A 26,345-nucleotide genomic window follows, 5' to 3' on the forward strand; every position below is an offset into this window, starting at 1 on the left:
GCACTGACAGGATGCGGCGGCATGCAGCTTGTCAGACAAAAGGAAGATTTCCGGCGCGGTGGCATGCCGAAGGCGCCGCTCGTTCTGGTGGCCGGGCTCGTCGTCGCCGCGCTCGCCTCCGGGTGCGCCGCCGAGGACGCCCCCACCGGCCGGCACGGCGGCAAGGCGGCCGCCGGGGCGCAGGCCTACGGCAACGACGCCGCCCGCGCCCTCGCCGGCTACTCCGCCCAGCTCAAGGAGGCGCAGGCCGCGCGGGTCACCGCCGCGAAGAAGTGGAAGCTGGCCAAGGTGCCGCTGGCCGCGCCCGCGCCGCCCGCCGCCAAACCGAAGATCACCAACCGGCCCGGGTTCGAGACGGACGGGGGCGACTCGCTGCCGCCCGTCTTCACGACCGTGCCGACCAAGGACCGGATCGTCTTCCTCACCATCGACGACGGGGCCGAGAAGGATCCCGCGCTGCTGCAGATGATGCGGGAACTGCGCATCCCATACAGCGCGTTCCTCAGTGACTACCTCGTCCGCACCGACTACCCGTACTTCAAGCGGATGCAGGGGCTGGGCGTCACGCTCAACAACCACACGCTCAACCACCGCTATATGCCCGGGCTCTCGTACGAGGAGCAGCGGCACGAGATCTGCGACCAGCAGGACAAGATCGAGAAGTGGGCGGGCAAGCGGCCCCGGCTGTTCCGGCCGCCGTACGGCAACTACAACGAGGACACCCTGCGCGCGGCCCAGTCGTGCGGGGTCAAGGCGGTGCCGCTGTGGGCGGCGGAGGCGTTCCCCGACCACATGGAGTGGCGCGAGTGGGACCGCGATCTGCACCCCGGGGACATCGTGCTCACGCACTTCCGGGGGCGGGGGGACTGGAAGGGGACGATGCCGGACATGATCCGGCAGGTGATGAAGGTGATCACGGACAAGGGGTATGCGGTGGCGCGGCTGGAGGATTACGTCTGAACCGTGCTCGCGCGGTCCCGCGCCCCTTGAATGCGCGCAGCGGCATTCAAGGGGCGCGGGGAACTGCGCGACCAGCCACCGATCACCCGCAGACGAAGCGCACCCCCGCAAGGATCACCCCGCACGTCTCCGACCCGCACTGTCGCTCACCCGGATCAGCAGCGCCACCATCACCCAGTTCGCCACCAGCGACGAACCCCCCTTCGCCAGGAACGGGAGCGCCTTGCCCGTGAGGGGGATCAGGCCCGTCACACCGCCGACCACCACGAACACCTGGAGGGCCAGCGCCGCCGCCAGGCCCGTCGCCAGCAGCTTTCCGAACGCGTCGTGGGCCGCCAGGGCCGTCCGCAGACCCCGCTGGACCAGCAGGCCGTACAGCAGGAGCACCGCCATCACCCCGGCCATGCCCAGCTCCTCCCCGACCGTCGTCAGGATGAAGTCGCTGCGGCCCGCGAAGCCGACCAGCTCGGGGTGGCCCTCGCCCAGGCCCGTGCCGGTCATCCCGCCGCTGCCGAAGCTGAACAGGCCCTGCGCCAGCTGGTCGGAGACCAGGCCCGGCGGGCGCCTGTCCGGCGGCAGGAAGATGTCGAAGGGGTGCCGCCAGGCCTCGATCCGGCCCTTGACGTGCGGCTCGGTCGAGCCGACCACGTACGCCCCGACCGCCGCCATCAGCACCCCGCACAAGATCCAGCTGGTGCGCTCGGTCGCCACGTACAGCATGACCACGAAGAGGCCGAAGAAGATCAGCGACGTACCCAGGTCGCGTTCGAAGACCAGCACCAGCAGGCTCAGCACCCAGATCGCCACCAGCGGCGCCATCTGGCGGCCGGGCGGCAGCCGGACGCCCAGGACCTTGCGGCCGGTGAGCGCCAGCGAGTCGCGGTGGACCACCAGATAGCCCGCGAAGAACACCGTGATCATGATCTTCACGAACTCGCCGGGCTGGAGCGAGAACGGACCCAGGAAGATCCAGCGCTTGGCGCCGTACGTGTCCGCGCCGAAGAACGACGGGGCCATCAGCAGGACCAGCGCCACCACCATCGAGACGTAGATGTAGCGCTGGAGGCGGCGGTGGTCGCGCAGCAGCGCCACCGTCAGCAGACAGCCCGCCAACCCGATCACCGTCCACACCAGCTGCCCCGGCGCGGTCGGCGCCGACTTGAACGCCTTCGCGTACGCCGGGTCGAGCCGGTACAGCAGCACCAGGCCGAGCCCGGACAGCAGCACCGCCAGCGGGAGGATCAGCGGGTCCGCGTACGCCGCGAACCTGCGTACGGTCAGATGCCCGGCCAGCGAGATCAGCGTCATGCTCACCGCGAACTCGGCGGTGGCGCGCGGGATCCCGCCGGTCAGCGCCGCCGAGACGCACGCGTGGCCGCCGACCGTGACGACCACGACCAGCGCGAGCAGCAGCGCCTCGGTGCGGCGGCGCGCGGACGCCAGCGCCCGCCCCGGCCCCTCCACGAGGGGCTCGCTGCGGTCGTCCGTCCGGGACCCCGCTCCCGTATCCGTACGCATCGTCCTCATCGGCTCGACCCTAAGGACCCTTTCGCCCGGATGGCGAGGGTTCTCCCGAAGGAGTCGTGTCGCAAAGTCCACAGGGGTCCGGACGAACCGGACAGGTGAATTCTTCGTCGGCGCCGCCCGCGAGGGCCGCCCCGGACCCGTCGGAATTCGGCCGCCACGGCCCGCGGCTTGGCACTCCGCTTGACCGAGTGCTAATCGCCGTCCTAGTCTCGGCTCTGGCACTCCCCACCGGAGAGTGCCAACACAGCGACGGGCAGGTCCGGCACCCGCGACGACGGATCCACCTGGTCGCCACCTCAGACAGTTAACCCCGTGAGATCTCCGAAGGGGGAGGTCGGATCGTGACGACCGCCAGCTCCAAGGTTGCCATCAAGCCGCTCGAGGACCGCATTGTGGTCCAGCCGCTCGACGCCGAGCAGACCACGGCCTCCGGCCTGGTCATTCCGGACACCGCCAAGGAGAAGCCCCAGGAGGGCGTCGTCCTGGCCGTGGGCCCGGGCCGGGTCGAGGACGGCAAGCGCGTCGAGCTCGACGTCGCCGTCGGTGACGTCGTGCTCTACAGCAAGTACGGCGGCACCGAGGTGAAGTACAACGGCGAGGAGTACCTCGTCCTCTCGGCTCGCGACGTGCTCGCGATCATCGAGAAGTAATTCATCTCGAAGCGAATGCTTCTGAACTGCGCCCCTGGCCACCCCGCTGACAGCCGGGCGGCGAGGGGCGCAGTTTTCGTAATCCCGAGTTTTCCGAGAGGGCTGAACCGCTCCCATGGCGAAGATCCTGAAGTTCGACGAGGACGCCCGTCGCGCCCTTGAGCGCGGCGTCAACAAGCTTGCCGACACGGTGAAGGTGACGATCGGCCCCAAGGGCCGCAACGTCGTCATCGACAAGAAGTTCGGCGCCCCCACCATCACCAACGACGGTGTCACGATCGCCCGCGAGGTCGAGCTCGACGACCCGTACGAGAACCTGGGCGCCCAGCTCGTGAAGGAGGTGGCGACCAAGACCAACGACATCGCGGGTGACGGCACCACCACCGCCACCGTGCTGGCCCAGGCGCTGGTCCGCGAGGGCCTGCGCAACGTCGCCGCCGGCGCCTCCCCGGCCGCCCTGAAGAAGGGCATCGACGCGGCCGTCAAGGCCGTGTCCGAGGAGCTCCTCGCGACCGCCCGTCCGATCGAGGACAAGTCCGACATCGCCGCCGTGGCCGCGCTCTCCGCGCAGGACAGCCAGGTCGGCGAGCTCATCGCCGAGGCGATGGACAAGGTCGGCAAGGACGGTGTCATCACCGTCGAGGAGTCCAACACCTTCGGCCTGGAGCTGGAGTTCACCGAGGGCATGGCCTTCGACAAGGGCTACCTCTCCCCGTACATGGTCTCCGACCAGGAGCGTATGGAGGCCGTCCTCGACGACCCGTACATCCTGATCAACCAGGGCAAGATCTCCTCGATCCAGGACCTGCTGCCGCTCCTGGAGAAGGTCATCCAGGCCGGCTCCTCCAAGCCGCTCCTGATCATCGCCGAGGACGTCGAGGGCGAGGCCCTCTCCACCCTGGTCGTCAACAAGATCCGCGGCACGTTCAACGCCGTGGCCGTCAAGGCCCCGGGCTTCGGCGACCGCCGCAAGGCGATGCTCCAGGACATGGCCACCCTCACCGGTGCCACCGTCATCGCCGAGGAGGTCGGCCTCAAGCTCGACCAGGCCGGTCTGGACGTGCTGGGCTCGGCCCGCCGCGTCACGATCACCAAGGACGACACGACCATCGTCGACGGTGGCGGCAACCACGAGGACGTCGTCGGCCGCGTCGCGCAGATCAAGGCCGAGATCGAGTCCACGGACTCCGACTGGGACCGCGAGAAGCTCCAGGAGCGCCTCGCGAAGCTGGCCGGCGGCGTGTGCGTGATCAAGGTCGGCGCCGCCACCGAGGTGGAGCTGAAGGAGAAGAAGCACCGTCTGGAGGACGCCATCTCCGCGACCCGCGCCGCGGTCGAGGAGGGCATCGTCTCCGGTGGTGGCTCCGCGCTCGTCCACGCCGTCAAGGTCCTGGAGGGCAACCTCGGCCTGGCCGGCGACGAGGCCACGGGTGTCGCGGTCGTCCGCCGCGCCGCCGTCGAGCCGCTGCGCTGGATCGCCGAGAACGCCGGCCTCGAGGGCTACGTCATCACCTCGAAGGTGGCGGAGCTGGAGAAGGGCAACGGCTTCAACGCCGCCACCGGTGAGTACGGCGACCTGGTCAAGGCCGGCGTCATCGACCCGGTCAAGGTGACGCGCTCCGCCCTGGAGAACGCCGCCTCCATCGCCTCCCTGCTGCTCACGACCGAGACCCTGGTCGTCGAGAAGCCGGCCGAGGACGAGGGCGACGCCGGTCACGGCCACGGTCACGGCCACAGCCACTGACCTGGTGTGACGCACTGACGTCCCACGACGTGTGAAGGCCCCCGCTTCCGGATCTTTCCGGGGGCGGGGGCCTTCCCCGTTGTGGGCAGGGGCCTCAGGCGTACGTACGTGTCTCAGGCGGCTGTACGTACGTGTCTCAGACGGCGCCGAGCTGCTTCATCAGACCCAGCGCGTCCTCGTGCCACCAGCCCTCCTGGATCTTGCCGTCCTTGCAGCGGAAGACCGTGGTGCCGGTCATCGTGCACACCTTGCCGGTGGGCGCGATGCCCATGAAGTCGCCCTTGTGGGTGCCCGTCCAGGTCCACAGCGTCACCACGTCGTCGCCCTCGCAGATCTGCCGGTCGAGCGAGAAGGTGAACTCGAACGCGTTCCGCCACCCCGTGACGTCGCTGCGGATGCCCTCGGACCCGACGACGGTCTCCTCGTCCTTGATGATGTCGTGGTCGGCGTAGTCGGCCGCGAACACCTCGTCGATGGCGTCGAGGTTGCCCCCGACGGCGATCTCGTGGAAGAACCGGCGGACGGTTGCGGCGTTCAACTGCTCGTCGCGGACCACGTCGAGGTCGGTGAAGGTGGGCATGCCGTCGCAGAGAGCCACCATCTCCTCGAAGATGCGGTTCGTCTCCGGGAGCTTGGAGTTCGCCATGGCCTCGTCGTACGAGGGGAATTCGACGACCTCGACGAAGTGCGACCCGTCGGCGCGGTCCTTGCCGATGAGGCCGCGGGTGGCGGTCCGCTTGCCCTTGGTCTGCTCGACCCAGCGGTCCATGAGCCGGTCCAGGTCGTCGTACCGCTCGGTCTTGAAGTCGATAATCTGTGCGAATTTCATGACGTCTCCCTGCGTGGCGATGGGCGGTGGTCGGGCTGCGGTTGGGCTGCCATCCACATGGGAATACGTCCAGTTTAGTGTGATTTGACCAGGCCAGGCCGGTCGGGCACGGTCGGCCGAGTGGCGCCGCTCAGGCCGAGGTCAGGCCGAGTGGCGCAGGGCCGCCGCGTGGACCGGGTCCGCGAAGGGCGCCCCGGCCGCGAACCGCTCCACCTCGTCCAGCGCCAGGTCCGCCATCCGGTGCAGCTCGTTGCCGAGCGACCCGGCGATGTGCGGGGTGAGCAGCACGTTGGGCAGGCCGTACAACGGGCTTTCGCGGGGCGGGAGTTCGGGCTCGGTGACGTCCAGTACGGCATGGAGGCGGCCGGTCAGGAGCTCGCCGAGCAGGGCGGCCTCGTCCACCAGGGAGCCGCGCGCGGTGTTGATCAGGGTGGCCCCGTCCGGCATCGCGGCGAGCTGACGGGCGCCGATCATGCGCTCGGTGGCCGGGAGCTGCGGCGCGTGGACGGAGACGACGCTGCTGCGGGCGCACAGCTCGTCCAGGGCGACGAGCTCGACGCCCAGCCGGGCCGCCTCGGCCGCGTCCACGTACGGGTCGTGCAGCAGCACCCGGAAGTCGAACGGGCGCAGCAGATCGATCACCCGGCGGCCGATCCGGGAGGCGCCGACCAGGCCGACCGTCCGCCGGTAGTTGCCGGTGCCGTCGCCCTCGCGCAGCCAGTCGTGCGGGGCGCGCAGCTCCGCGTACCGCCGGGCCGAGGCCAGGACGCGCTTGCCCGCGAAGAGGATCGCGGCCAGCGTGTACTCGGCGACCGGCAGCGCGTTGGCCGCCGCCGCCGAGGTCACCGCGATGCCCCGCTCCCAGCATGCCTCGGTGATGTGGTGCTTCACCGAACCGGCGGCGTGCACCACGGCCCGCAGCCGGGGCGCCGAGGCCAGCACCTCGGCGGTGAGCGGCGGCGCGCCCCAGCAGGTCAGCAGTACGTCGGCCTCGGCCAGCGCCGCCGCCACGGCCGGCGCGGGCGCGACGAGCTCGTGGGCGACGAGGTCGGGGTCGGTGCGGGCGAGCGCGGCGAGGCGGGTGCGGTGCCGCTCCGCGAGCAGGCGTTCGGCGATCCCGGGGCCCATGGCGAGGAGGGCGGCGGGGCGGTTGTCAGTGGCGTGGTGCATGGTGGAACTCGGGCTCCTCACGGGGGCGTTGTCCATGGGTAACCGGTCGTCCATGGGTAACCGGCTGTGCGTCCGTCCGGTCACTTGACGCCGCCTGCCGTGAGGCCCGCCTTCCAGTGCCGCTGGAGGGCGACGAAGGCGACGACGAGGGGGAGGACGGCGAGGAGGGAGCCGGTGACGACGAGGGGGTAGAAGGAGGGCTCGGCGTGGGTGTTGGAGTTCCACGCGTACAGACCGAGGCTCAGCGGGAAGAGCTTCTGGTCCGAGAGCATCACCAGGGGGAGGAAGAAGTTGTTCCAGATCGCGGTGAACTGGAAGAGGAACACGGTGACGAACCCGGGCATGACCATGCGCAGCCCGATCGACCAGAAGGCGCGCAGCTCGCCCGCCCCGTCGATCCGCGCGGCCTCCAGCGCCTCGTCGGGGATATGGCTCGCGCTGAACACCCGGGAGAGGTAGACCCCGAAGGGGTTCACCAGGACCGGGACGAGCACCGACCAGTAGGTGTTGACCAGGCCGGTCTTGCTGGCGAGCAGATACATCGGCAGCGCCAGCGCGGTGGACGGCACGAGCACGCCGAGCAGGACCACCCCGAACAGCTTCTCCTTGCCCCGGAAGTCGTACTTGTCGAAGGCGTACCCGGCGGCGGTGCTGATCAGCGCGCAGACGACCGCGCCCCCGCCCGCGTACAGCAGGGAGTTGAGGTACCAGCGCAGATAGACGCCGTCGTTGTAGGACGCCAGCTCGGAGAGGTTGTGGCCGAGGTCGAAGCCCTCGAAGGAGAAGGCGTCGCCGGAGAGCAGCCCGCCGGTGTCCTTGGTGGCGGCGGTGACCAGCCAGACGAGGGGGAAGAGGGTGTAGGCGACGGAGAGCAGCAGCACGCCGTTGACCGCCGTCCTGGAGAGCCAGCGTCCGGGCGCTGGCGCCGCTTTCGTACGGACGGTTGTCGCGGTACGGGGAGCGGGCCCGGCGAGTGCGGGCGTCTCGGCGGAGGTGGTGGCCGGGGCGGTCATGCCCGCGCCCCCTTCCGGGTGGTGAGGCGGGTGACGGCGAAGGAGAGCAGCGCCGCGGCGAGGGCGAGCAGGACGGCCGCGGCGGCGGCCAGGCCGTAGTCGTTGCGGGCGAACGCCGCGGTGTAGGCGTACATGGTGGGCGTCCAGGTGGAGGTGACCGCCGAGCCGGAGCCCTGGTTGAGGATCAGCGGCTCGGTGAACAGCTGGAGCGAGCCGATGACGGTGAACAGCGCGACCATCCCCAACGAGGCCCGGACCAGCGGGATCTTGATGCTGAACGCGGTGCGCCAGGCGCCCGCGCCGTCCACCGTGGCCGCCTCCAGGACGGAGCGGTCGATGGCCTGGAGGGCCGCGTAGAAGATCACCATGTTGTAGCCGAGCCATTCCCACAGCGCGATGTTGACCACGGAGGGGAGGGAGCCGCCGGAGGAGAAGAAGCTGAAGCCGATGCCGCCGGAGTCCATGGCCCGCACGACCGGGCTGAGGCCGGGCGTGTAGAGGTACACCCAGATCAGCGCGGCGATGATGCCCGGCACGGCGTGCGGCAGGAAGAGCGCCAGCTGGAAGAAGCGGCGGGCCCTTGCGAGCCCTGAGTCGAGCAGCAGGGCGAGGGCGAGCGCCCCGCCGACCATCAGGGGGATGTAGACGGCGCAGTAGCCGAGCAGGATCCAGAAGCCGTCGCGGAAGGCCCGGTCGCCCAGGGCGGCGGTGTAGTTGTCGAGCCCGCTGAAGACGGACTCGGCGCCGCCGAAACCCAGCCCCGACTGCTTCTCGGTGAACAGGCTCAGCCAGAGGGCGTATCCGATCGGCACCACCGTCACCGCGGTGAACAGGACGAAGAAGGGGGCGAGCAGGACGCCGGCGGCGGCGCCCGTGCGGCGGCTGGTCCGGGCCTTCGCTGCCACGGTCAGCCCTCGACCTTCAGCCCGCGCTTCTTCAGCTCGGCGACGGTCGCGTCATGGGCCGCCTCCACCGCGCCCTTGACGGTGACCGAGCCGCCGGGGACCTTGCCGAACTGGTCCTTGAGTGTGGTGTTGGTGGTGCCGGTGGTCGGGCCCCAGCTCCAGCGGGGGTTGATCGAGGCGCCCGCCGCGTCGAACAGGCCGTAGATGTCCTGGCCGCCGTAGAACCCGGCGTCGAAGGCCTTCTTGGCGGCCGGGCGCAGCGAGACGTCGGCCGGGAAGGCGCTGGACGTGCCCGGGGCGATCCGCGCCCTGACACCGTCCTCGGTGGTCGACATCCAGGTGGCGAACTCGACGGCCGCCGCGGCCTTGTCGCTGCCCTTGGTCACCGCCCAGGTGGAGCCGCCGAGCATGCCGCTGGCGGGCTTGCCGTCCCAGGTGGGCACCGGTGCGATGCCCCACTTGCCGCTCTGGTCGGGCAGGGTCGACTTGAGGACGCCCGCGCCCCAGGAGGCGCCGAGGTAGCCGACGGTCGAGCCGTCCTTGAGCGCGGCCGTCCACTCCGGGCTGAAGGAGACGGCCGTCTGGACGAGCTTGTCGTCGATCAGCCCCTGCCAGTAGTCGGCGACCTTGTCGGTGGCGGCGTCCGAGGTGTTGAGCTTCCAGGTGTCGCCCTCGGCCTTGAACCACTGGGCGCCGGCCTGCCAGGCCATCGCCTCGAACGTGGTGGGGTCGTCCGGCATGAAGGTCGCGATCCGCGCCTTCGGGTCGGCCTCCTTCGCCTTCTGGGCGGCGGTACGGAACTCCGCCCAGGTCTTCGGCACCTCGATCCGGTTCTTCTCGAAGAAGTCCTTGCGGTAGAAGTACGTCTGGGGCGCGGCGTCGAACGGTACGGCCCAGCTCTTGCCGCCCAGCGTGGTGAGGTCGACCGCCTGCGGCAGGAACTTCCTCCGCACGTCGTCGGTCAGGTACGGGCCGATGTCCTGGAGCGCGCCCTGGCTGACGAACTCGGGGAGCATCGGGTACTCGACGGCGACCAGGTCCGGGGCGTTGCCCGCCTTCACGGCGTTGGAGATCTTGGCGTAGCCGCCGGCGTTGCCGGACGGTATCTCCTCGAACTTGACCCGGATGTTCTTGTGCGAGGCGTTGAAGGCGTCCACGACGTCCTTCGACCCCTTCTGCCACGCCCAGAAGGTCAGGCTGACGGGCTTGTCGGCGGTGCCCTTGCCCGCGTCGGAGGAGTCGCCGTCACCGCCCCCGCAGGCCGTGAGCAGGGCGAGGGCGGTGACGGCGGAGAGTGCGGAGGCGGCGGCGTTCGATCTGGTCCAACTGCGGCTCACGGAAGGGCTCCTGAACGTGAGGGGACGAGGCGATGGCCGCGATCCTTGAGCCGGTCCTGACCGAAGTCAAGAGCGAAATTTCGATTGATCGAAAAATGATCGAACCGAGGGTTGAAGGAGCTGGAGGTCTAGACCACTTGCCGTTCGGGGCTCGCCGTGCCGACGGCCGCGCCCGCCCCCGGCCCCCCGCACGAGGACCGCACGCGCAGCCGGGGCAGCAGGTCCACATGGCGGCGCGGCTGCCCGTCCGGCCCCGCCGGGGCCCCGCGCAGCCGCTCGATCAGCAGCTGCGCCGCAAACCGCCCCACCTCGTGCTTGGGCGGCGCCACCGCCGTCAGCGGGATGTCCGCGAGCGCCGCCACCTCGTCGTCGTACGCCACGAGCGCCAGGTCCTGCGGCACCCGGACGCCCAGTTCGCCCAGCCGCTGGGCGATCCGGATCGCGTCCACGTCGTTGTGGACCAGGGCCGCCGTCGCCTCCCCGGCCCGCACGGCCGCGAGCAGTGCCCCCACCGCCGCCTCGAACCCCGCCGGATCCGCCTCCGCCGGGACCGAGTCGATCACCGGGCACGGCGCCGCGAGCCCCAGCGCGTCCAGCGCGTGCCGGTATCCGGCGCGCACCGCCATCGCCGTCGGGCTGTCGGCCCGGGCCACCAGGAGCGGCGCCCGGTGCCCGAGCCCGGTCAGATGCCGTACGGCCAGGAGCACCCCGTGTCCGTGGTCCGAGCAGACCCGGTCCAGGTCGTCCAGGGGTCCGCCGGGCACCCCGCGCCGCTCCAGGAGCACGGTGGGGACGGGCAGTTCGGTGATCCACCGCCCGTGCTCGGCCGGGTCGTGCGGCTCCTTCCAGCCCGGCGCGACCAGCAGCCCCTCCGCCCCGGCGGCCAGCAGCCCGGCGGCCCGGGCCGCGTCCTCCTGCGGCCGGTAGTCCGAGATCCGCAGGATCAGCCGCGCCCCTGCGGCGGCTGCCGCCTCGTGCGCACCCCGGATGACCTCGGCGAAGTAGTACGTGGCGTTGGGTGCGATCATGCCGAGCACCAGCTCGCGGCCGCCGTGACCGCCCGGCGCGGGTGTCCCGGGCGCGCCCTCCTGGTGCGGCCAGGAGACCTTGCCGTGCACCCGGTCGAGCAGGCCCCGCACGGCCAGCGCCTCCACGTCCCGGCGCACGGTCACGGGGGAGACGCCCAACTGGCCCGCCAGGTCGGAGACCCGGGCCGAGCCGCGTCGGCGCACCAGCTCCAGCAGTCGGTCGTGACGTTCAGCAGCACTCTCTCGCACGGCGGCAGTCCCCCTCGCAGTGTGGTCGCGGTCCGGCTCGCGGTGTGGCGACCGGTCTCCCGGGGCCACGACCCTAATGCACCGTGATCGAACGGCGAGGGTTTCGATCAATCGGTCCGACTCCATTGACGTTCGATCAGCCAGAGCCCTACATTCCGGACTCCGGAACCCCGGCCGGCAGTCACATGACACGCGAGGGGGGGAGCACGCCATGCCGACACCGCCTGTGAACCGTGGGCCCGGCGACCGTGGGCTGCGAAACCATGAGCTCAGCGACCGTGGGCTCGGTGACCAGGAGCCCCACAACCATGAGCTCAGCCCGTACACCGGCTGGACCCGCGCCCACTGGGAGCGCACGGCCGACCAACTCCTGCTCGCCGTACGCCCCTTCGCCTCACCGCGCCACGGCCTGATCAACCTGCCGGGCGAGCGCCCGAGCTGGTCCGGGCCCCGCTCCGACGGCCTCGAAGGGTACGCCCGCACCTGGCTGCTGGCCGCGCTGCGGATCGCGGGCGCGCACGGCGACGATCCGCACGGCCACCTCGACCGCTATGCCGACGGCCTGGCATCCGGCACCGAACACCCGCTGTCCACAAGGGAGTTGGGCAGCGGCGCCCCCGACGCGTGGCCCCGGATGGCCGAGGTGCGCCAGGCCGTCGTCGAGTCCGCCTCCGTCGCCCTCGGGCTGCGCCTCACCCGCCCCTGGCTGTGGGACGGGCTCGACGACCGCGTGCGCCAGCGGATCGTCGACTGGCTGCTGCCCGCCCTCGGCCCTTCGCCCGTCGACAACAACTGGTGGTTCTTCGGCCTCACCGTCGCCGGATTCCTCCAGGACGCCGAGATCGAGACCGACCGCGCCGCGGCCACCGTCCAACGCGCGCTGGAACACGTCGATCAGTGGTACCTCGGCGACGGCTGGTACAGCGACGGCCCCAACCGCTCCTTCGACCACTACAACGGGTGGGCGCTCCATTTCTATCCCGTCCTGCACGCTCATTTGGGTGACGACCGGGAACTCCTCGACCGCTACGGCCCCCGGCTGCACGCCCATCTCGACGGGTACACCCGGATGTTCGGAGCCGACGGCGCGCCGATGTCGTACGGGCGCTCCCTCACCTACCGCTTCGCCGCCGCCGCGGCCCCCTGGCTGGGCGCGCTCACCGGCCACACCCCGCTCACCCCCGGCGCCACCCGCCGCCTGGCCTCCGGCGCGCTGCGGTACTTCACGGACCGCGGGCCCGGCCGGGGCGCGGTCGACGAGCGGGGCCTGCTCACCCTGGGCTGGCACGGCCCGTACCCGCCGATCGTGCAGAGCTATTCGGGCCCGGCGTCCCCGTACTGGGCGGCGAAAGGATTCCTCGGTCTGCTCATGCCGCCGGAGCACCCGGTGTGGACGGCCGTGGAGGAGCCGCTGCCGGTGGAGCAAGGGGACGCGGCGGTGGTCCTGCGCCCGCCCAACACCCTGATCCAGTCCACCGCTTCGGACGGCCTCGTACGCCTCCACAATCACGGCGCCAACAGCCACAGCGATGCCGAGGACGACCCCTGCTACGCCCGGTTCGCGTACTCGACGCGCACCGGCCCGGTCTCGGCCGGTGTGCGCGACAACCACTTCGGGCTCGTCCTGGACGACGGCACGGTCACGGCCCGGGGGCCCGCCGAGCCCGTCGGCCACGGTCCCGGCTGGGCCGCCTCCGCCACCCGGCCGCTGCCCGGCGTACGGATCGTCTCGGGCACCCTCGTCCACGGCCGCGCCGAGGTCCGCGCCCACCTGGTCGACGGGGCCCCGCCCGGCACCCGGGTGCGCCAGACGGGGTGGGCCGTCACCCACACGGACGAGACCGGCCAACTGCACGCCGTCGAGGGGTACGAGCCCCACGCGCGCGTGGCGGCAGCCGAATCCACGCTGTTCGGCCCGTGCTCACAGGTGGCCGTGCTCGACGGGGCCACCGGGGACGGCCCGTCCGTCTTCGTCGCGCTCGCCTCGCTCACGGGAGAGGAGCACCCGGCCCCGCTGTCCGACCTGGTCGCGGACGTCCGGGTCGAGGGTCACACGGTCCGGGTGACCTGGAGCGACGGCACGACGTCCGAGCTCCCGCTCGGCGCGGACGACCCGACCAAAGGGGCCAACCGCCTTACTTGGGCCCGTACTTGCGGCCCGTCCGGGACGTGACGCCGCCCAGCAGACCGCGCGGGGCCAGCTTCACCACGCCCATCAGCGCCTTGTAGCGCGGGTCCGGGATCGAGAGCGTCTTCCCGCGCGCGAGGTCGGCGAGCGCCGCCGTCACCAGCTTGTCGGCGTCCAGCCACAGCCAGCCGGGGATGTTGTCGGTGCCCATCCCGGCCCGCTGGTGGAACTCCGTCCGTACGAATCCCGGGCACAGCGCCATCAGCCGCACCCCGGAACCGGCCAGGTCGCGCGCCGCGCCCTGGGTGAACTGCGCGATCCACGCCTTGGACGCGCCGTAGGTCCCGCGCGGCACGAAGGCGGCGACCGAGGCGACGTTGACGACCCCGCCGCGCCCGCGCTCGCGCATGCCCTCGGTCGCGGCCGACGTCAGCCGCAGCACCGCCTCGATGTGCACCTTCAGCATCTTGAGCTCGTCGGCCATGGACACGTCGAGATAGCGGCCCTTGTTGGCGAACCCCGCGTTGTTGACCAGCAGGTCGACCGGCTTGCGGGGCTCCGCGAGCCGGCTCTCGACCGCCGCGATGCCGTCCTCCGTGGACAGGTCGGCGACCAGCACGTCGACCTCCACGCCGTGCCGGTCGTGCAGCTCGGTGGCCTGCTCGCGCAGCCGCTTGCCGTCACGGGCCACCAGCACCAGGTCGTGCCCGTCCCTGGCCAGCCGTCGCGCGAACGCGGCCCCGATTCCCGCCGTAGCTCCCGTAATCAGTGCAGTCGTCATACGCGCACGTTAATGCCCACAGGTGACAGCGGTGTGACGCCCTGTCCGCTCAGGAGGCCGTCCCGGCGGCCTGCCGCTCCAGGTACTTGCGCACGGTGTCGTGGTCCGACGGACGCATCGCCTCGCCCGCCGCCAGGGTGCGCGGCAGCAGCTCCCGTTCGGTGGTGAAGGCGCGGAACCAGAACGCCACCGACACCTCGTGCGCGGGCCGGTGGACGACCTCGATCGCGTCGCCCGCGCGGATCTCGCCCTCCTCGATCACCCGGAGGTAGGCACCGGGCGCCTTGGCCTGGGTGAACCGCTTGACCCAGCCCTGCTCGCCCACGGCGCCCGCGAACGTACGGCAGGGAATGCGCGCGCAGGACACCTCCAGGAGCACGTCGGCCCCTATCCGCCAGCGCTCGCCGATCCGGGCGTCGCTGACGTCGATGCCGTACGTGGTCAGGTTCTCGCCGAAGGTCCCGCCGGGCAGCTCGCGGCCCAGCTCCTTCTCCCAGGTGTCGAGGTCCTCGCGCGCGTAGGCGTAGACCGCCTGGTGGTCGCCGCCGTGGTGGCGTTTGTCGCACACGTCGTCGCCCGCGACCCCGCTGGCGCCCACGCCCTTGGGGCCGGGCCGGAAGACCCGTACGGAGCCCTCCACCGGGCGCTTGCCGATGCCGGTGAGGCCGCCCTCGGCGTCGGTGTAGTCGACGACCGTGGCCCGCCCCGCGTTCACTGACAGAAGCTTCATGAGGCGCACGCTAACCCGAACTGTCTCAAAGCAGCTACTCGATATCCCGCGCGATCTCCAAGTACCCCTTATGCTCGCAAGGTGATCGAGGCCCGTCATCTCCGCGTCCTGCGCGCCGTCGCCGCCACCGGCTCCTTCTCGGCGGCCGCGCGCGAGCTCGGCTGCACCCAGCCCGCCGTCAGCCAGCAGATGAAGGCCCTCGAAACGTCCGCGGGCACCCCGCTGCTCATCCGCACCGGCCGCGAGACCCGGCTCACCCAGGCCGGCGAGGTCCTGGTGCGGCACGCCTCCGGCATCCTCGCGGGCCTCACCGCCGCCGAGGAGGAGGTCGCGGCCATCGCGGGCCTGCGCGCGGGCCGGGTCCGGCTCGTCTCCTTTCCCAGCGGCTCCTCCACCCTGGTGCCCAGCGCGCTGGCCGCGCTGCGCGCCGCCCACCCCGGCACCCGCGTCTCCCTGGTCGAGGCCGAGCCGCCGCGCTCGGTGGAGATGCTGCGCGAGGGCGACTGCGACATCGCGCTCGCCTTCCGGTACGGGGCGGCCACCGCGGAGGAGTGGGACGACCTGGTTGTCCGGCCGCTGCTGATCGACCGGCTGGTCGGGCTCGTCCCCGAAGGGCACCGGCTGGCCGAGAGCGGCACGGTCGACATCCGCGACCTCGCCGACGAGCCGTGGATCGCGGGCTGCCCGCGCTGCCGGCGCCAACTGGTCGACGTCTGCGAGGAGTCCGGCTTCACCCCGCGCATCGACTTCGCCACCGACGACTATCCGGCGGTGATCGGCCTGGTCGGGGCGGGGCTCGGGGTCGCGGTGCTGCCGGAGCTGGCGATCGCCTCGGTGCGCCCTAAGGGTGCCCGTACGGTCACGGTGGAGCCCGCCGTGGAGCGCGAGATCGTCGCGCTCACCCTGCCCGACCTGGCCCGGGTCCCGGCCGTCGCGGCCACCCTGGACCAGCTCGCCGGAGCGGCCGCCCGCAACTGAACGACGGGCGGCCGGGCGCGCGCCACCCGCTCCGAGGCTGCGCCATCCGGCGCAGGAACGTTTCTGCGAATCCGGGGTGCCTACGGCGCTAGCCGTGGCCCCGCTCGCCCGCCGCTCCCGCGCCCGCCGCCGTCACCAGCCGGTTGCGCGCCCGGCCCATCAGCTCTTCGCGCTCGTCCTCGGTGAGCCCGCCCCACACCCCGTAGGGCTCGCGCACCGCAAGGGCGTGCGCGGCGCACTGGGCGCGTACCGGGCAGCGCATGCACACCTCTTTCGCCGAGTTCTCGCGCGCACTCCTGGCCGCGCCGCGTTCGCCCTCCGGGTGGAAGAAGAGGGAGCTGTCGACCCCGCGGCATGCGGCGAGGAGCTGCCAGTCCCACAGATCGGCGTTCGGTCCGGGAAGGCGGGAGAAATCTGCCATTGCTCATGTCCCCTTGAAGCCGTGCCTGAGGTGGATGGGCCGGGTACCCCGGATCATCGGGGTGTACCGACGAACGTACATCTACGGTGTAAGTAGATGTAAATATGACTCATTGCGAATCTAGCCACAGACACCAGAAAAAGGGAAGAAAAGCCGCTAAATGGGGCATAGCTCCAAGCGAACGACGGGTGAGCCGCGATGCGCGCCCGGCGCACACGCTTCCTCACGTAGAGTGCCGAAGGTGCCCGTCCGACCCGTAACTCTTTCGAGTGACCGTCGTTGAGAGTGCGGAGCGGTTGAAAGAACAAGCGCTCGGGCAGGTGTCCGAGAGCGTCAATCGCACAGGTGACGATACGTAACCAGCCTGGAGGCTCAAGGTGACGCGCATCAGCTGCGGAGGGCGGCCATGACATCCGTCCTCGTCTGCGACGACTCCCCGCTTGCCCGAGAGGCGCTCCGACGTGCGGTGGCGACCGTGCCGGGCGTCGAGCGTGTGACGACGGCGGCCAACGGCGAGGAAGTCCTCCGCCGCTGGGGTGCCGACCGCTCGGACCTGATTCTGATGGACGTACGCATGCCCGGTCTGGGCGGCGTGGAGACCGTCCGGCGGCTGCTGTCCGCCGACCCGGGCGCCCGCATCATCATGCTGACGGTCGCCGAGGACCTCGACGGGGTGGCGCTCGCCGTCGCCGCCGGCGCTCGCGGCTATCTGCACAAGGACGCCTCGCGCGCGGAGCTGCGCGCGACCGTCACGCAGGCGCTCGCCGACCCGACCTGGCGGCTCGCGCCGCGCAGACTGCGTTCGGCCGAGATGGGCGCGGCGCCCACGCTCACCGCGCGCGAGATCCAGGTGCTCGAAGGCATGAGCCACGGCCGGTCCAACGCCGAGATCGGGCGCGAGCTCTTCCTCTCGGAGGACACGGTGAAGACGCACGCCAGGCGGCTGTTCAAGAAACTCGGCGCCTCGGACCGGGCACACGCGGTGGCACTCGGCTTCCGCTGGGGCCTGGTGCGCTGACCGGCCCGCGGAGCGGTCCGCCGGATCCCCGTCCGTCGTCGGCGGACGGGTCCGAACCCCCGCTCCGTGGAGCGGCGTGTGACGCTTCGCGCGCGATGCCGCATCCTTGAAGGTGTGGAGTTCCTCGGGGACGAGTCGGTCGAGCGGGAGGGGAGGGCGCAGGAGATGACTTCCGGCGCACCTACTCATAACGCTTCGGTGCACAACTATGGACGCGGTGCCACGGATTCTGCGACGCCGGGGCACCATGGATCGATGCGCGACGACGAGCCAACGGTGATCGGTGCACTCGTTCACCGTGCCGTCGACGGCGACGAACAGGCCACGCACGACCTCCTGGCCCATGTTCACCCGCTCGCGCTGCGCTACTGCCGCACCCGGCTGAACCGTCTGCCGGGTGATGCTCGCCACTTCGTGGAGGACCTCGCGCAGGAGGTCTGCGTCGCCGTGCTCATGGCGCTGCCGCGCTACCGGGACACCGGCAGGCCCTTCGAGGCGTTCGTGTTCGCCATCGCCTCGCACAAGGTCGCCGACCTCCAGCGGGCCGCGATGCGCCACCCGGGCTCCACGGCGGTGCCCTCGGACGAGATGCCCGAACGGCCCGACGACTCGCTGGGCCCCGAGGAGCGCGCACTGCTCAGCAGCGACGCCGAGTGGGCCAAGAAGCTGCTCGCCAACCTGCCGGAGAACCAGCGCGAACTGCTGGTGCTGCGGGTCGCCGTCGGCCTCACCGCCGAGGAGACCGGCCAGATGCTCGGGATGTCGCCGGGCGCGGTCCGGGTGGCCCAGCACCGGGCGCTCAGCCGACTGCGGGCGCTCGCCGAGCAGTAGGCCGACCCCGCCTCACGTACGTCCGCCCCACCTCACGTACGCCTGCCCATGTCACGTACGTGTGAACGTACAAAGAATTCGGTTGATCTTGTTCATGGAATGAGACACCGCGCCAGCCCGTTAGCATGGACATCCGCACCGATCAAGGCCATGGGGAAGGTGTCATGACTGCAAACGTCGACGGAGTGCCCGACAAGTTCGCGATGCTCGGGCTGACATACGACGACGTGCTGCTGCTGCCGGGCGCGTCCGACATGGCGCCCGACCAGATCGACACTTCCTCGTACCTCTCGAAGAACGTGAAGGTGAACGTCCCGCTGCTGTCCGCGGCGATGGACAAGGTCACCGAGGCGCGCATGGCCATCGCGATGGCCCGCCAGGGCGGCGCGGGCGTGCTGCACCGCAACCTGTCGATCGAGGACCAGGCCAACCAGGTCGACCTGGTCAAGCGCTCCGAGTCCGGCATGGTGACCGACCCGATCACGGTCCACCCGGACGCGACGCTGCGCGAGGCCGACGAGCTGTGCGCCAAGTTCCGCATCAGCGGCGTCCCGGTCACCGACCCGGCGGGCAAGCTGCTCGGCATCGTCACCAACCGCGACATGGCCTTCGAGTCCGACCGCTCGCGCCAGGTGCGCGAGGTCATGACCCCGATGCCGCTGGTCACCGGCAAGGTCGGCATCTCCGGTGTGGACGCGATGGAGCTGCTGCGCCGCCACAAGATCGAGAAGCTGCCGCTCGTCGACGAGGCCGGCATCCTCAAGGGCCTCATCACGGTCAAGGACTTCGTCAAGGCCGAGAAGTACCCGAACGCGGCCAAGGACAAGGACGGCCGCCTGGTCGTCGGCGCCGCCGTCGGTGTCGCGGGCGACGCCTACGAGCGCGCCCAGGCGCTGATCGAGGTGGGCGTCGACTTCATCGTCGTCGACACCGCCCACGGCCACTCCCGGCTGGTCGGCGACATGGTCGCCAAGATCAAGTCGAACTCGGCGGGCGTCGACGTCATCGGCGGCAACATCGCCACCCGCGACGGCGCCCAGGCGCTGATCGACGCGGGCGTCGACGGCATCAAGGTCGGCGTCGGCCCCGGCTCCATCTGTACGACCCGTGTCGTCGCCGGCATCGGCGTCCCGCAGGTCACCGCCATCTACGAGGCCTCGCTCGCCGCCAAGGCCGCGGGCGTCCCGGTCATCGGCGACGGCGGCCTGCAGTACTCGGGCGACATCGCCAAGGCCCTGGTCGCGGGCGCCGACACGGTGATGCTCGGCTCGCTCCTGGCGGGCTGCGAGGAGTCCCCTGGCGAGCTGCTGTTCATCAACGGCAAGCAGTTCAAGTCCTACCGGGGCATGGGCTCGCTCGGCGCGATGCAGTCCCGCGGCGACCGCAAGTCCTTCTCCAAGGACCGCTACTTCCAGGAGGGCGTCGCCTCCGACGAGAAGCTGGTCCCCGAGGGCATCGAGGGCCAGGTGCCCTACCGCGGCCCGCTCTCCGCGGTCGTCCACCAGCTGGTCGGCGGCCTGCGCCAGTCGATGTTCTACGTCGGCGGCCGCACGGTCCCGGAGCTTCAGACGAACGGCCGGTTCGTCCGGATCACCTCGGCGGGCCTCAAGGAGAGCCACCCGCACGACATCCAGATGACGGTCGAGGCGCCGAACTACACCAAGCGCTGACCACGCCCAGGCGCGCGTGGACCGAGCGAGGGGCGGCCCCCGGTTTTCCGGGGGCCGCCCCTCGCCCGTATGTCGGGGACACACATGTCGGGGATACTGGGACCGCAGACGTAGAGGGAAAGGCCCACACAACGTGACTGAGATCGAGATCGGGCGCGGCAAGCGCGGCCGTAGGGCGTACGCGTTCGACGACATCGCCATCGTCCCGAGCCGGCGCACCCGGGACCCGAAGGAGGTCTCGATCGCCTGGCAGATCGACGCCTACCGGTTCGAGCTGCCGTTCCTGGCCGCCCCGATGGACTCGGTCGTGTCGCCGCAGACCGCGATCCGCATCGGTGAGCTCGGCGGTCTGGGCGTGCTGAACCTCGAAGGACTGTGGACGCGGTACGAGGACCCGCAGCCGCTGCTCGACGAGATCGACCAGCTGGACGAGGCCGCCGCGACCCGCCGCCTCCAGGAGATCTACGCGGCCCCGATCAAGGAAGAGCTGATCGGGCAGCGCATCAAGGAGGTGCGCGACTCCGGTGTGGTCACCGCCGCCGCGCTCTCGCCGCAGCGCACGGCCCAGTTCTCCAAGGCCGTGGTGGACGCGGGTGTCGACATCTTCGTCATCCGCGGCACGACCGTCTCGGCGGAGCACGTCTCCGGCGCGGCCGAGCCGCTCAACCTGAAGCAGTTCATCTACGAGCTGGACGTCCCGGTGATCGTCGGCGGCTGCGCCACGTACACCGCGGCGCTGCACCTGATGCGCACCGGCGCGGCCGGCGTCCTGGTGGGCTTCGGCGGCGGCGCCGCGCACACCACGCGCAACGTGCTCGGCATCCAGGTCCCGATGGCCACCGCCGTCGCCGACGTGGCCGCGGCCCGCCGCGACTACATGGACGAGTCCGGCGGCCGGTACGTGCACGTGATCGCGGACGGCGGCGTCGGCTGGTCCGGCGACCTGCCCAAGGCGATCGCCTGCGGCGCCGACGCCGTGATGATGGGCTCCCCGCTGGCCCGTGCCACGGACGCGCCCGGCAAGGGCCACCACTGGGGCATGGAGGCCGTCCACGAGGACGTGCCGCGCGGCAAGCTGGTGGACCTGGGCATCGTGGGCACCACCGAGGAGATCCTCACCGGCCCGTCGCACATCCCGGACGGCTCGATGAACTTCTTCGGCGCCCTGCGCCGCTCGATGGCCACCACCGGCTACAGCGAGCTCAAGGAGTTCCAGCGCGTCGAGGTGACGGTGGCGGACGCGCAGCACAAGCGCTGACGTCCACTACGTACTACGTACGTGAAGGGGCCCGGACCGTTTCGACGGTCCGGGCCCCTTCACGTGTGGGCCGCGGCGGTTACGCGGCGGCCTTCTTGGAGCCGGAGAACGCGGCGATCGCGGCGATGGCGAAGAACAGGAACGTCATCGGGTCGGCGTCGGACTTCCAGGCCTCGTTCACCACGTCGAGGTGCTGGAACAGCAGCTCCGAGAGGCTGACCGGGAAGTGCTTGGAGATGAGGATGGCCTCGCCGACCAGCTGGCCCGCGTAGACGGAGCCGAGGGCGAGGACCGCGCCGAGCACCGGCAGGGCGGGGTTGCGCCCGCCGACCTTGCCCGAGGCCCAGCCGATCAGGAAGCCGACACCGACGGCCGCGTAGCCGATCTCGTGCTTGGTGGCGCCGACGATCGCGCCGTAGACGCCCGCGCAGACGACGGCGGCGGCGATGGCGGTCAGCAGCCCGCCGGCGAAGTTGTCGCGCACCGGGGCCGGCGGCGGGACCGGGGCGTAGCCCGGGAACTGGGGCTGCTGCTGCGGTGGCGGAAAGGACTGGCTCATCTTCGGATCCCCCCGAGGTAAGTGGACGCACGAGCCCGTGAATGCGCACGGCTGTGCGATCGGGCGACCCGAAGAGTAGCAACCGGTGGGCGTGCCGGTGACCGGATTTCACAGCCGGTGGGCGGCGCCCCCGGGCGTCACCCCCCGGGTGTCGAGCAGCAGCTGGGCCTTGACCGAGAGCCCCTGGAGGTCGTACGTGCGGTGGTGCTGGAGCAACACCGTGAGGTCGGCGTGGGCGGCCGCCTCGTAGAGCGAGTCCGCGCGCGGTACGGGCTGGTCGCGCACGCGCCAGTCCGGGACGTGCGGGTCGTGGTAGCTCACCGCCGCGCCGAGGTCGATGAGCCGCCCCGCGATCTCGGCGGCCGGGGAGCCCTCCAGATCGGCGAGGTCGGGCTTGTAGGTGACGCCGAGCAGCAGCACGCGCGCGCCCCGGGCGGACTTGCCGTGCTCGTTCAGGAGCGTGGTGGAGCGCTGGATGACGTACTGCGGCATGTGCGCGTTGATCTCCCGGGCCAGCCCCACCATCCGCAGGCCGGTGTACGGCAGCGGGGTCGGGTCGAGCGGGACGCCGTGGCCGCCGACGCCCGGGCCCGGGCGGAACGGCTGGAAGCCGAACGGCTTGGTCTCGGCGCAGCGGATCACGTCCCACAGGTCCACGCCCATGTCGTGGCAGAGCACGGCCATCTCGTTGACCAGCGCGATGTTGACCTGGCGGTAGTTGGTCTCCAGGAGCTTGGCCATCTCGGCCTCACGGGTGCCGCGGGCACGGACCACCTTGTCGGTGATCCGGCCGTAGAACGCGGCGGCGGACTCGGTGCAGGCGGGGGTGAGGCCGCCGATGACCTTGGGGGTGGTGGCGAAGCCGTGCGCGCGGTTGCCGGGGTCGATGCGGCTGGCGGAGTAGGCGAGGTGGAAGTCGCGCCCGGCCCGCAGCCCCGAGCCCGCTTCGAGCAGCGGGCGCAGGAAGTCCTCGGTGGTGCCGGGGTGGGCGGCGGACTCCAGGATCACGGTGGTGTGCGGGCGCAGCCGGGCCGCGAGCGTACGGGCCGCGTCGGCGACGGCGGTCAGGTCCAGGGCGCGGTCCGCGCCGAGCGGGGTGGGGGCGCAGATCACGGCGGTGCGCACCCGGCCGAGCTCGGCCGGGTCGGTGGCGGTCCGGAAGCCGCCCGAGAGCATCCGGCGCAGCTCGGCGGCGGTCAGGGAGTCGACCGGGGGGCGGCCGGCGCGGAGTTCGGCGAGGACACGGGGGTCGGTGTCATGGCCGACGGTCTCGATGCCCGCGGCGGCGGCGGCCTGGGCGAGGGGCAGGCCGAAGTGGCCGAGTCCGATGACGGCGAGGTCTGCGGGCATGCGGGTGACCGTCCTTCCCATAACCGGAGGGGACATGGAGCGCAAGCCCTGTGGACAGAATGGGCGGACGCAATGTCAGACTAAGAGTAAATATGACCGTTATGCCGTATTGCGGGCCCGGGGTTGTCCGAGTGTTGTCCACAGGCGGTGGCCGATGTCGGAGGTCGCGTCCAGAATCGAGTGTGTGAGCCAGACCACCCCGATCAACGGGAGGCACCCGTGAGGACAGCGACACTGGGACCGGTGCAGCGCGCCGAGGCGCTCGCCGCGATGGCCGAGCGCGAGCTCGACGTGCTGGTCGTCGGCGGCGGGGTGGTCGGCGCGGGCACCGCGCTGGACGCCGCGACCCGAGGGCTCTCGACCGGCATCGTCGAGGCGCGGGACTGGGCCTCGGGCACGTCCAGCCGGTCGAGCAAGCTGATCCACGGCGGGCTGCGCTATCTGGAGATGCTGGACTTCGCGCTGGTCCGCGAGGCGCTGAAGGAGCGCGGGCTGCTCCTGGGGCGCCTCGCCCCGCACCTGGTGAAACCGGTCCCGTTCCTCTACCCGCTCCAGCACAAGGGCTGGGAGCGGTGGTACGCGGGCTCGGGCGTGGCGTTGTACGACGCGATGTCGGTCTCCTCCGGCCACGGCCGGGGCCTGCCGGTCCACCGCCACCTCTCGCGCCGCAGCGCCCTGCGGGTCGCGCCCTGCCTCAAGAGGGAAGCGCTGGTCGGGGCGTTGCAGTACTACGACGCGCAGATGGACGACGCCCGCTTCGTGGCCACGCTGGTGCGGACGGCCGCGAGTTACGGGGCACAGGCCGCCAACCGGGCCCGGGTGACCGGGTTCCTGCGCGAGGGCGAGCGGGTGGTCGGGGCGCAGGTGCGCGACGTGGAGGGCGGCGGGGAGTACGAGATCCGCGCCAAACAGATCGTGAACGCGACCGGGGTGTGGACGGACGACACCCAGGCGATGGTCGGCGAGCGCGGTCAGTTCCACGTCCGGGCCTCCAAGGGCATCCATCTGGTGGTGCCCAAGGACCGGATCCACTCCACGACCGGGCTCATCCTGCGGACCGAGAAGTCGGTGCTCTTCGTGATCCCCTGGGGGCGCCACTGGATCGTGGGCACCACCGACACGGACTGGGACCTGGACAAGGCCCACCCCGCCGCCTCCAGCGCGGACATCGACTACCTCCTCGAACACGTCAACTCGGTGCTCGCGGTGCCCCTGACCCGGGACGACGTCCAGGGGGTGTACGCGGGCCTGCGCCCGCTGCTCGCCGGAGAGTCGGACGCCACCAGCAAGCTCTCCCGCGAGCACACGGTGGCCCACCCGGTGCCCGGTCTCGTGGTCATCGCCGGCGGCAAGTACACGACGTACCGCGTGATGGCGAAGGACGCGGTGGACGAGGCGGTGCACGGCCTGGACCAGCGGGTCGCGGCCTGTGTCACCGAGGACGTGCCGCTGCTCGGCGCGGAGGGCTACCGGGCACTGTGGAACGCGCGCGCGAGGATCGCCGCCCGCACCGGGATCCATGTGGTCCGCGTGGAGCACCTGTTGAACCGGTACGGATCGATGACCGAGGACCTCATCGAGCTGATCGTGGCCGACCCGTCGCTGGGGGAGCCGCTCGGCGCGGCGGAGGACTATCTGCGGGCCGAGATCGTCTACGCCGCCTCGCACGAGGGCGCCCGCCACCTGGACGACGTCCTGACCCGGCGCACCCGGATCTCCATCGAGACCTTCGACCGGGGCACCCTGTCGGCCCGGGAGTGCGCGGAGCTGATGGCGCCGGTCCTCGGCTGGGACGCGAAGCAGATCGAGAAGGAGGTGGAGCACTACGAGAAGCGGGTGGAGGCGGAGCGCGAGTCGCAGCGCCAGCCGGACGACCTGACGGCGGACGCGGCGCGGCTGGGGGCGCCGGACATCGTGCCGATCTAGGGAGAAACCGGCACTAGGAGGCTGCGGGGCAGAACTCGGCTTCGAGTAGGGAGAGTTCGAGGGAGGGGCGCATGGAGATGTCCGTGTTGATACGGAAAACGGCGGTGTGGCGGCCGTCGGCGGAGGCCGCCGCGCGGACCAGGCTGCCGGATATATGCCCGTTGTGGCCCCAGACGGTGCGGCCGCAGGAGAGCCGCTGCGGGTAGACGCCGAGGCCGTAGACGCCGTGGGTGGCGGCGGTGTCGAGCAGTTCGCGCTGCTGGGGCGCGGGCAGCAGGGCGCCGCCGAGCAGGGCCGCGTAGAAGCGGCTCAGATCGGAGAGCGTCGATATGAGCTCACCGGCGGCGCCCGCCGCGCGCGGGTCGAGGTCGGTGACGTCGTGGCCGTCGGGGGAGTACGCGCGGCTGTGCGGGGTGGGGAGCGTGGTGCGGGCGCCCGGGAAGGAGGTGCCGGTGAGACGGAGGGGGGTGATGATGCGGCGTTCGGCCTCGGCGGCGTACGAACGGCCGGTGACCTGCTGAACGACCATGCCGAGGACGACGTAGTTGGTGTTGGAGTAGGCGTAGGTGCCGAGCGGCCCGGGGGAGTGGGCGAGTGCGGTGCGGACGGCTTGTGAGGGGGTGAGTGGAACCGGGACGGTGCTGTCGGCCGTGTAGGGGAACAGACCGCTGGTGTGGGAGAGCAAGGAGCGCAGGGTGAGGTGGCGGCCGTCGTTTCCATGGCCGCGTATCAGGCCCGGCAGATGCTGTTCCACCGTGTCGTCGAGGTCCAGCCCGCCCTCGGCGGCGAGCTGGAGCACCACCGTGGCGACGAAGGACTTGGTGACGCTGCCCGTCCGGAAGCGGTCGTCGCGGCCGAGCCCGGATCCGGCCGTGCCGAAGCGGGCGCGGTGGCCGTCGTCGGTGAGCAGGGCGGCGGCCGGGGCACCTGTGTCGGTGACCAGCCGTGCCAGCGCTGTGGCCTGCGGGTCTTTCAGGCCGGTGCGGTCCGGGCGGGCCGGCTCGCCCGGCAGGACCGGTGTGCCCAGGCCGCAGAGCACCACGGCCAGGGGCATGGCGAGCAGCGCCCGGAGTGTCGGCATGGTGGTGGTCCCCCTTCCGGAGCCATCTTGGCGGACGGCGGACCCGGGACAATCATTGGTCCCGACGTGAGAGACAATGGACGCTCTGCCAGGGCGGGTGCCGCTCCCCCGGGGGCCAACCCCCGGACCCCCGGCAGGAGAAGCAGGTCGGAGCGGTGAACCGGGCCGCCTCACGAGGCAAGTTGCGGGAGCCGTCGGCCGG

23 protein-coding genes are annotated in these 26,345 nt (G+C 71.3%); 10 read left to right on the forward strand and 13 right to left on the reverse strand.

The genetic code is table 11. The annotated features are described in order from the left end of the window. The first annotated feature begins 21 nt into the window (after positions 1 to 21). On the forward strand, positions 22 to 960 hold the full coding sequence (locus IE252_RS28205) for a polysaccharide deacetylase family protein (RefSeq protein WP_190092241.1): 939 nt from the start codon (positions 22 to 24) through the stop codon (positions 958 to 960). 114 nt (positions 961 to 1,074) lie between these two features. Here the strand turns inward: IE252_RS28205 and IE252_RS28210 are convergent, their stop codons facing one another. Further along, on the reverse strand, positions 1,075 to 2,487 hold the full coding sequence (locus tag IE252_RS28210; protein WP_229848831.1) for an FtsW/RodA/SpoVE family cell cycle protein: 1,413 nt from the start codon (positions 2,485 to 2,487) through the stop codon (positions 1,075 to 1,077). Positions 2,488 to 2,828: 341 nt separating this feature from the next. On the opposite strand from IE252_RS28210, the gene groES reads away from it, so the two are divergent. Then, positions 2,829 to 3,137: a co-chaperone GroES gene (gene groES / locus IE252_RS28215; protein WP_101389639.1), complete on the forward strand. Its 309-nt coding sequence runs from the start codon at positions 2,829 to 2,831 to the stop codon at positions 3,135 to 3,137. Between the two features lie 115 nt (positions 3,138 to 3,252). Next, positions 3,253 to 4,881, forward strand: coding sequence for a chaperonin GroEL (gene groL, locus IE252_RS28220; RefSeq protein WP_190092242.1), 1,629 nt, complete (start codon positions 3,253 to 3,255; stop codon positions 4,879 to 4,881). A gap of 136 nt (positions 4,882 to 5,017) precedes the next feature. Here groL and IE252_RS28225 read toward each other — a convergent pair whose 3' ends face one another. The 6 genes from IE252_RS28225 to IE252_RS28250 form a co-directional block, all read right to left on the reverse strand. Further along, positions 5,018 to 5,710, reverse strand: coding sequence for an ester cyclase (locus tag IE252_RS28225; protein ID WP_190092243.1), 693 nt, complete (start codon positions 5,708 to 5,710; stop codon positions 5,018 to 5,020). 141 nt (positions 5,711 to 5,851) lie between these two features. Then, on the reverse strand, positions 5,852 to 6,880 hold the full coding sequence (locus tag IE252_RS28230) for a hydroxyacid dehydrogenase (protein ID WP_190092244.1): 1,029 nt from the start codon (positions 6,878 to 6,880) through the stop codon (positions 5,852 to 5,854). Between the two features lie 80 nt (positions 6,881 to 6,960). After that, entirely contained in the window at positions 6,961 to 7,893 is a 933-nt protein-coding gene (locus tag IE252_RS28235) for a carbohydrate ABC transporter permease (RefSeq protein ID WP_190092245.1), read from the reverse strand. Then, on the reverse strand, positions 7,890 to 8,798 hold the full coding sequence (locus IE252_RS28240) for a carbohydrate ABC transporter permease (protein WP_190092246.1): 909 nt from the start codon (positions 8,796 to 8,798) through the stop codon (positions 7,890 to 7,892). Before IE252_RS28240 ends, IE252_RS28235 begins: the two co-directional genes overlap by 4 nt. Positions 8,799 to 8,800: 2 nt before the next feature. Continuing rightward, positions 8,801 to 10,135, reverse strand: coding sequence for an ABC transporter substrate-binding protein (locus tag IE252_RS28245; RefSeq protein WP_190092247.1), 1,335 nt, complete (start codon positions 10,133 to 10,135; stop codon positions 8,801 to 8,803). Positions 10,136 to 10,263: 128 nt separating this feature from the next. Further along, on the reverse strand, positions 10,264 to 11,412 hold the full coding sequence (locus IE252_RS28250) for a substrate-binding domain-containing protein (RefSeq protein WP_190092248.1): 1,149 nt from the start codon (positions 11,410 to 11,412) through the stop codon (positions 10,264 to 10,266). Between the two features lie 211 nt (positions 11,413 to 11,623). On the opposite strand from IE252_RS28250, the gene IE252_RS28255 reads away from it, so the two are divergent. Next, entirely contained in the window at positions 11,624 to 13,585 is a 1,962-nt protein-coding gene (locus IE252_RS28255; RefSeq protein WP_190092249.1) for a DUF2264 domain-containing protein, read from the forward strand. Here the strand turns inward: IE252_RS28255 and IE252_RS28260 are convergent. Beyond that, positions 13,548 to 14,321 (reverse strand): SDR family NAD(P)-dependent oxidoreductase, encoded by a 774-nt coding sequence (locus IE252_RS28260; RefSeq protein WP_190092250.1) that lies wholly within the window; start codon positions 14,319 to 14,321, stop codon positions 13,548 to 13,550. The genes IE252_RS28255 and IE252_RS28260 overlap by 38 nt on opposite strands. Before the next feature lie 49 nt (positions 14,322 to 14,370). Further along, positions 14,371 to 15,051 (reverse strand): MOSC domain-containing protein, encoded by a 681-nt coding sequence (locus IE252_RS28265; RefSeq protein ID WP_190092251.1) that lies wholly within the window; start codon positions 15,049 to 15,051, stop codon positions 14,371 to 14,373. Positions 15,052 to 15,132: 81 nt separating this feature from the next. Here IE252_RS28265 and IE252_RS28270 point away from each other — a divergent pair, with 81 nt between their 5' ends. After that, the gene (locus IE252_RS28270; protein ID WP_190092252.1) at positions 15,133 to 16,029 is read left to right on the forward strand and encodes a LysR family transcriptional regulator; all 897 of its coding nucleotides are present in this window, start codon (positions 15,133 to 15,135) and stop codon (positions 16,027 to 16,029) included. An 88-nt stretch (positions 16,030 to 16,117) separates the two neighbouring features. Here the strand turns inward: IE252_RS28270 and IE252_RS28275 are convergent, their stop codons facing one another. Beyond that, positions 16,118 to 16,450, reverse strand: a complete 333-nt coding sequence (locus IE252_RS28275) for a WhiB family transcriptional regulator (protein ID WP_190092253.1) — start codon at positions 16,448 to 16,450, stop codon at positions 16,118 to 16,120. Positions 16,451 to 16,856: 406 nt separating this feature from the next. On the opposite strand from IE252_RS28275, the gene IE252_RS28280 reads away from it, so the two are divergent. The 4 genes from IE252_RS28280 to IE252_RS28295 all read left to right on the forward strand — a co-directional run bounded on the left by IE252_RS28280 (position 16,857) and on the right by IE252_RS28295 (position 21,227). Further along, complete coding sequence (locus IE252_RS28280) at positions 16,857 to 17,468, forward strand: response regulator transcription factor (protein ID WP_003948568.1); 612 nt, start codon at positions 16,857 to 16,859, stop codon at positions 17,466 to 17,468. A 255-nt stretch (positions 17,469 to 17,723) separates the two neighbouring features. Continuing rightward, complete coding sequence (locus IE252_RS28285; protein ID WP_067163238.1) at positions 17,724 to 18,299, forward strand: sigma-70 family RNA polymerase sigma factor; 576 nt, start codon at positions 17,724 to 17,726, stop codon at positions 18,297 to 18,299. Between the two features lie 164 nt (positions 18,300 to 18,463). Further along, on the forward strand, positions 18,464 to 19,969 hold the full coding sequence (gene guaB, locus IE252_RS28290) for an IMP dehydrogenase (RefSeq protein WP_101389651.1): 1,506 nt from the start codon (positions 18,464 to 18,466) through the stop codon (positions 19,967 to 19,969). Positions 19,970 to 20,102: 133 nt separating this feature from the next. Next, on the forward strand, positions 20,103 to 21,227 hold the full coding sequence (locus IE252_RS28295; protein WP_067163242.1) for a GuaB3 family IMP dehydrogenase-related protein: 1,125 nt from the start codon (positions 20,103 to 20,105) through the stop codon (positions 21,225 to 21,227). A 79-nt stretch (positions 21,228 to 21,306) separates the two neighbouring features. Here IE252_RS28295 and IE252_RS28300 read toward each other — a convergent pair whose 3' ends face one another. Together IE252_RS28300 and IE252_RS28305 are read right to left on the reverse strand one after the other, a co-directional pair. Next, positions 21,307 to 21,786 (reverse strand): hypothetical protein, encoded by a 480-nt coding sequence (locus tag IE252_RS28300; protein WP_229848832.1) that lies wholly within the window; start codon positions 21,784 to 21,786, stop codon positions 21,307 to 21,309. 108 nt (positions 21,787 to 21,894) lie between these two features. After that, the gene (locus IE252_RS28305) at positions 21,895 to 23,136 is read right to left on the reverse strand and encodes a nucleotide sugar dehydrogenase (RefSeq protein WP_190092254.1); all 1,242 of its coding nucleotides are present in this window, start codon (positions 23,134 to 23,136) and stop codon (positions 21,895 to 21,897) included. Positions 23,137 to 23,355: 219 nt separating this feature from the next. Here IE252_RS28305 and IE252_RS28310 point away from each other — a divergent pair, with 219 nt between their 5' ends. Then, positions 23,356 to 25,062: a glycerol-3-phosphate dehydrogenase/oxidase gene (locus tag IE252_RS28310; protein ID WP_190092255.1), complete on the forward strand. Its 1,707-nt coding sequence runs from the start codon at positions 23,356 to 23,358 to the stop codon at positions 25,060 to 25,062. Positions 25,063 to 25,075: 13 nt separating this feature from the next. Here IE252_RS28310 and IE252_RS28315 read toward each other — a convergent pair whose 3' ends face one another. Continuing rightward, positions 25,076 to 26,143 (reverse strand): serine hydrolase domain-containing protein, encoded by a 1,068-nt coding sequence (locus IE252_RS28315; RefSeq protein ID WP_190092256.1) that lies wholly within the window; start codon positions 26,141 to 26,143, stop codon positions 25,076 to 25,078. Positions 26,144 to 26,345: the final 202 nt, after the last annotated feature.

It is taken from the genome of Streptomyces melanogenes, assembly GCF_014649795.1.
Lineage (GTDB): Bacteria > Actinomycetota > Actinomycetes > Streptomycetales > Streptomycetaceae > Streptomyces > Streptomyces noboritoensis.

Excerpts from the sequence above, each read along its gene's own strand:
- IE252_RS28205 (WP_190092241.1), top strand. The coding sequence starts at position 22 with ATGCAGCTTGTCAGACAAAAGGAAGATTTCCGGCGCGGTGGCATGCCG.
- IE252_RS28210 (WP_229848831.1), bottom strand. The coding sequence starts at position 2,487 with ATGAGGACGATGCGTACGGATACGGGAGCGGGGTCCCGGACGGACGAC.
- groL (WP_190092242.1), top strand. The coding sequence starts at position 3,253 with ATGGCGAAGATCCTGAAGTTCGACGAGGACGCCCGTCGCGCCCTTGAG.
- IE252_RS28225 (WP_190092243.1), bottom strand. The coding sequence starts at position 5,710 with ATGAAATTCGCACAGATTATCGACTTCAAGACCGAGCGGTACGACGAC.
- IE252_RS28230 (WP_190092244.1), bottom strand. The coding sequence starts at position 6,880 with ATGCACCACGCCACTGACAACCGCCCCGCCGCCCTCCTCGCCATGGGC.
- IE252_RS28235 (WP_190092245.1), bottom strand. The coding sequence starts at position 7,893 with ATGACCGCCCCGGCCACCACCTCCGCCGAGACGCCCGCACTCGCCGGG.
- IE252_RS28255 (WP_190092249.1), top strand. The coding sequence starts at position 11,624 with ATGCCGACACCGCCTGTGAACCGTGGGCCCGGCGACCGTGGGCTGCGA.
- IE252_RS28260 (WP_190092250.1), bottom strand. The coding sequence starts at position 14,321 with ATGACGACTGCACTGATTACGGGAGCTACGGCGGGAATCGGGGCCGCG.
- IE252_RS28265 (WP_190092251.1), bottom strand. The coding sequence starts at position 15,051 with ATGAAGCTTCTGTCAGTGAACGCGGGGCGGGCCACGGTCGTCGACTAC.
- IE252_RS28275 (WP_190092253.1), bottom strand. The coding sequence starts at position 16,450 with ATGGCAGATTTCTCCCGCCTTCCCGGACCGAACGCCGATCTGTGGGAC.
- IE252_RS28280 (WP_003948568.1), top strand. The coding sequence starts at position 16,857 with ATGACATCCGTCCTCGTCTGCGACGACTCCCCGCTTGCCCGAGAGGCG.
- IE252_RS28285 (WP_067163238.1), top strand. The coding sequence starts at position 17,724 with ATGCGCGACGACGAGCCAACGGTGATCGGTGCACTCGTTCACCGTGCC.
- guaB (WP_101389651.1), top strand. The coding sequence starts at position 18,464 with ATGACTGCAAACGTCGACGGAGTGCCCGACAAGTTCGCGATGCTCGGG.
- IE252_RS28300 (WP_229848832.1), bottom strand. The coding sequence starts at position 21,786 with ATGAGCCAGTCCTTTCCGCCACCGCAGCAGCAGCCCCAGTTCCCGGGC.
- IE252_RS28305 (WP_190092254.1), bottom strand. The coding sequence starts at position 23,136 with ATGCCCGCAGACCTCGCCGTCATCGGACTCGGCCACTTCGGCCTGCCC.
- IE252_RS28315 (WP_190092256.1), bottom strand. The coding sequence starts at position 26,143 with ATGCCGACACTCCGGGCGCTGCTCGCCATGCCCCTGGCCGTGGTGCTC.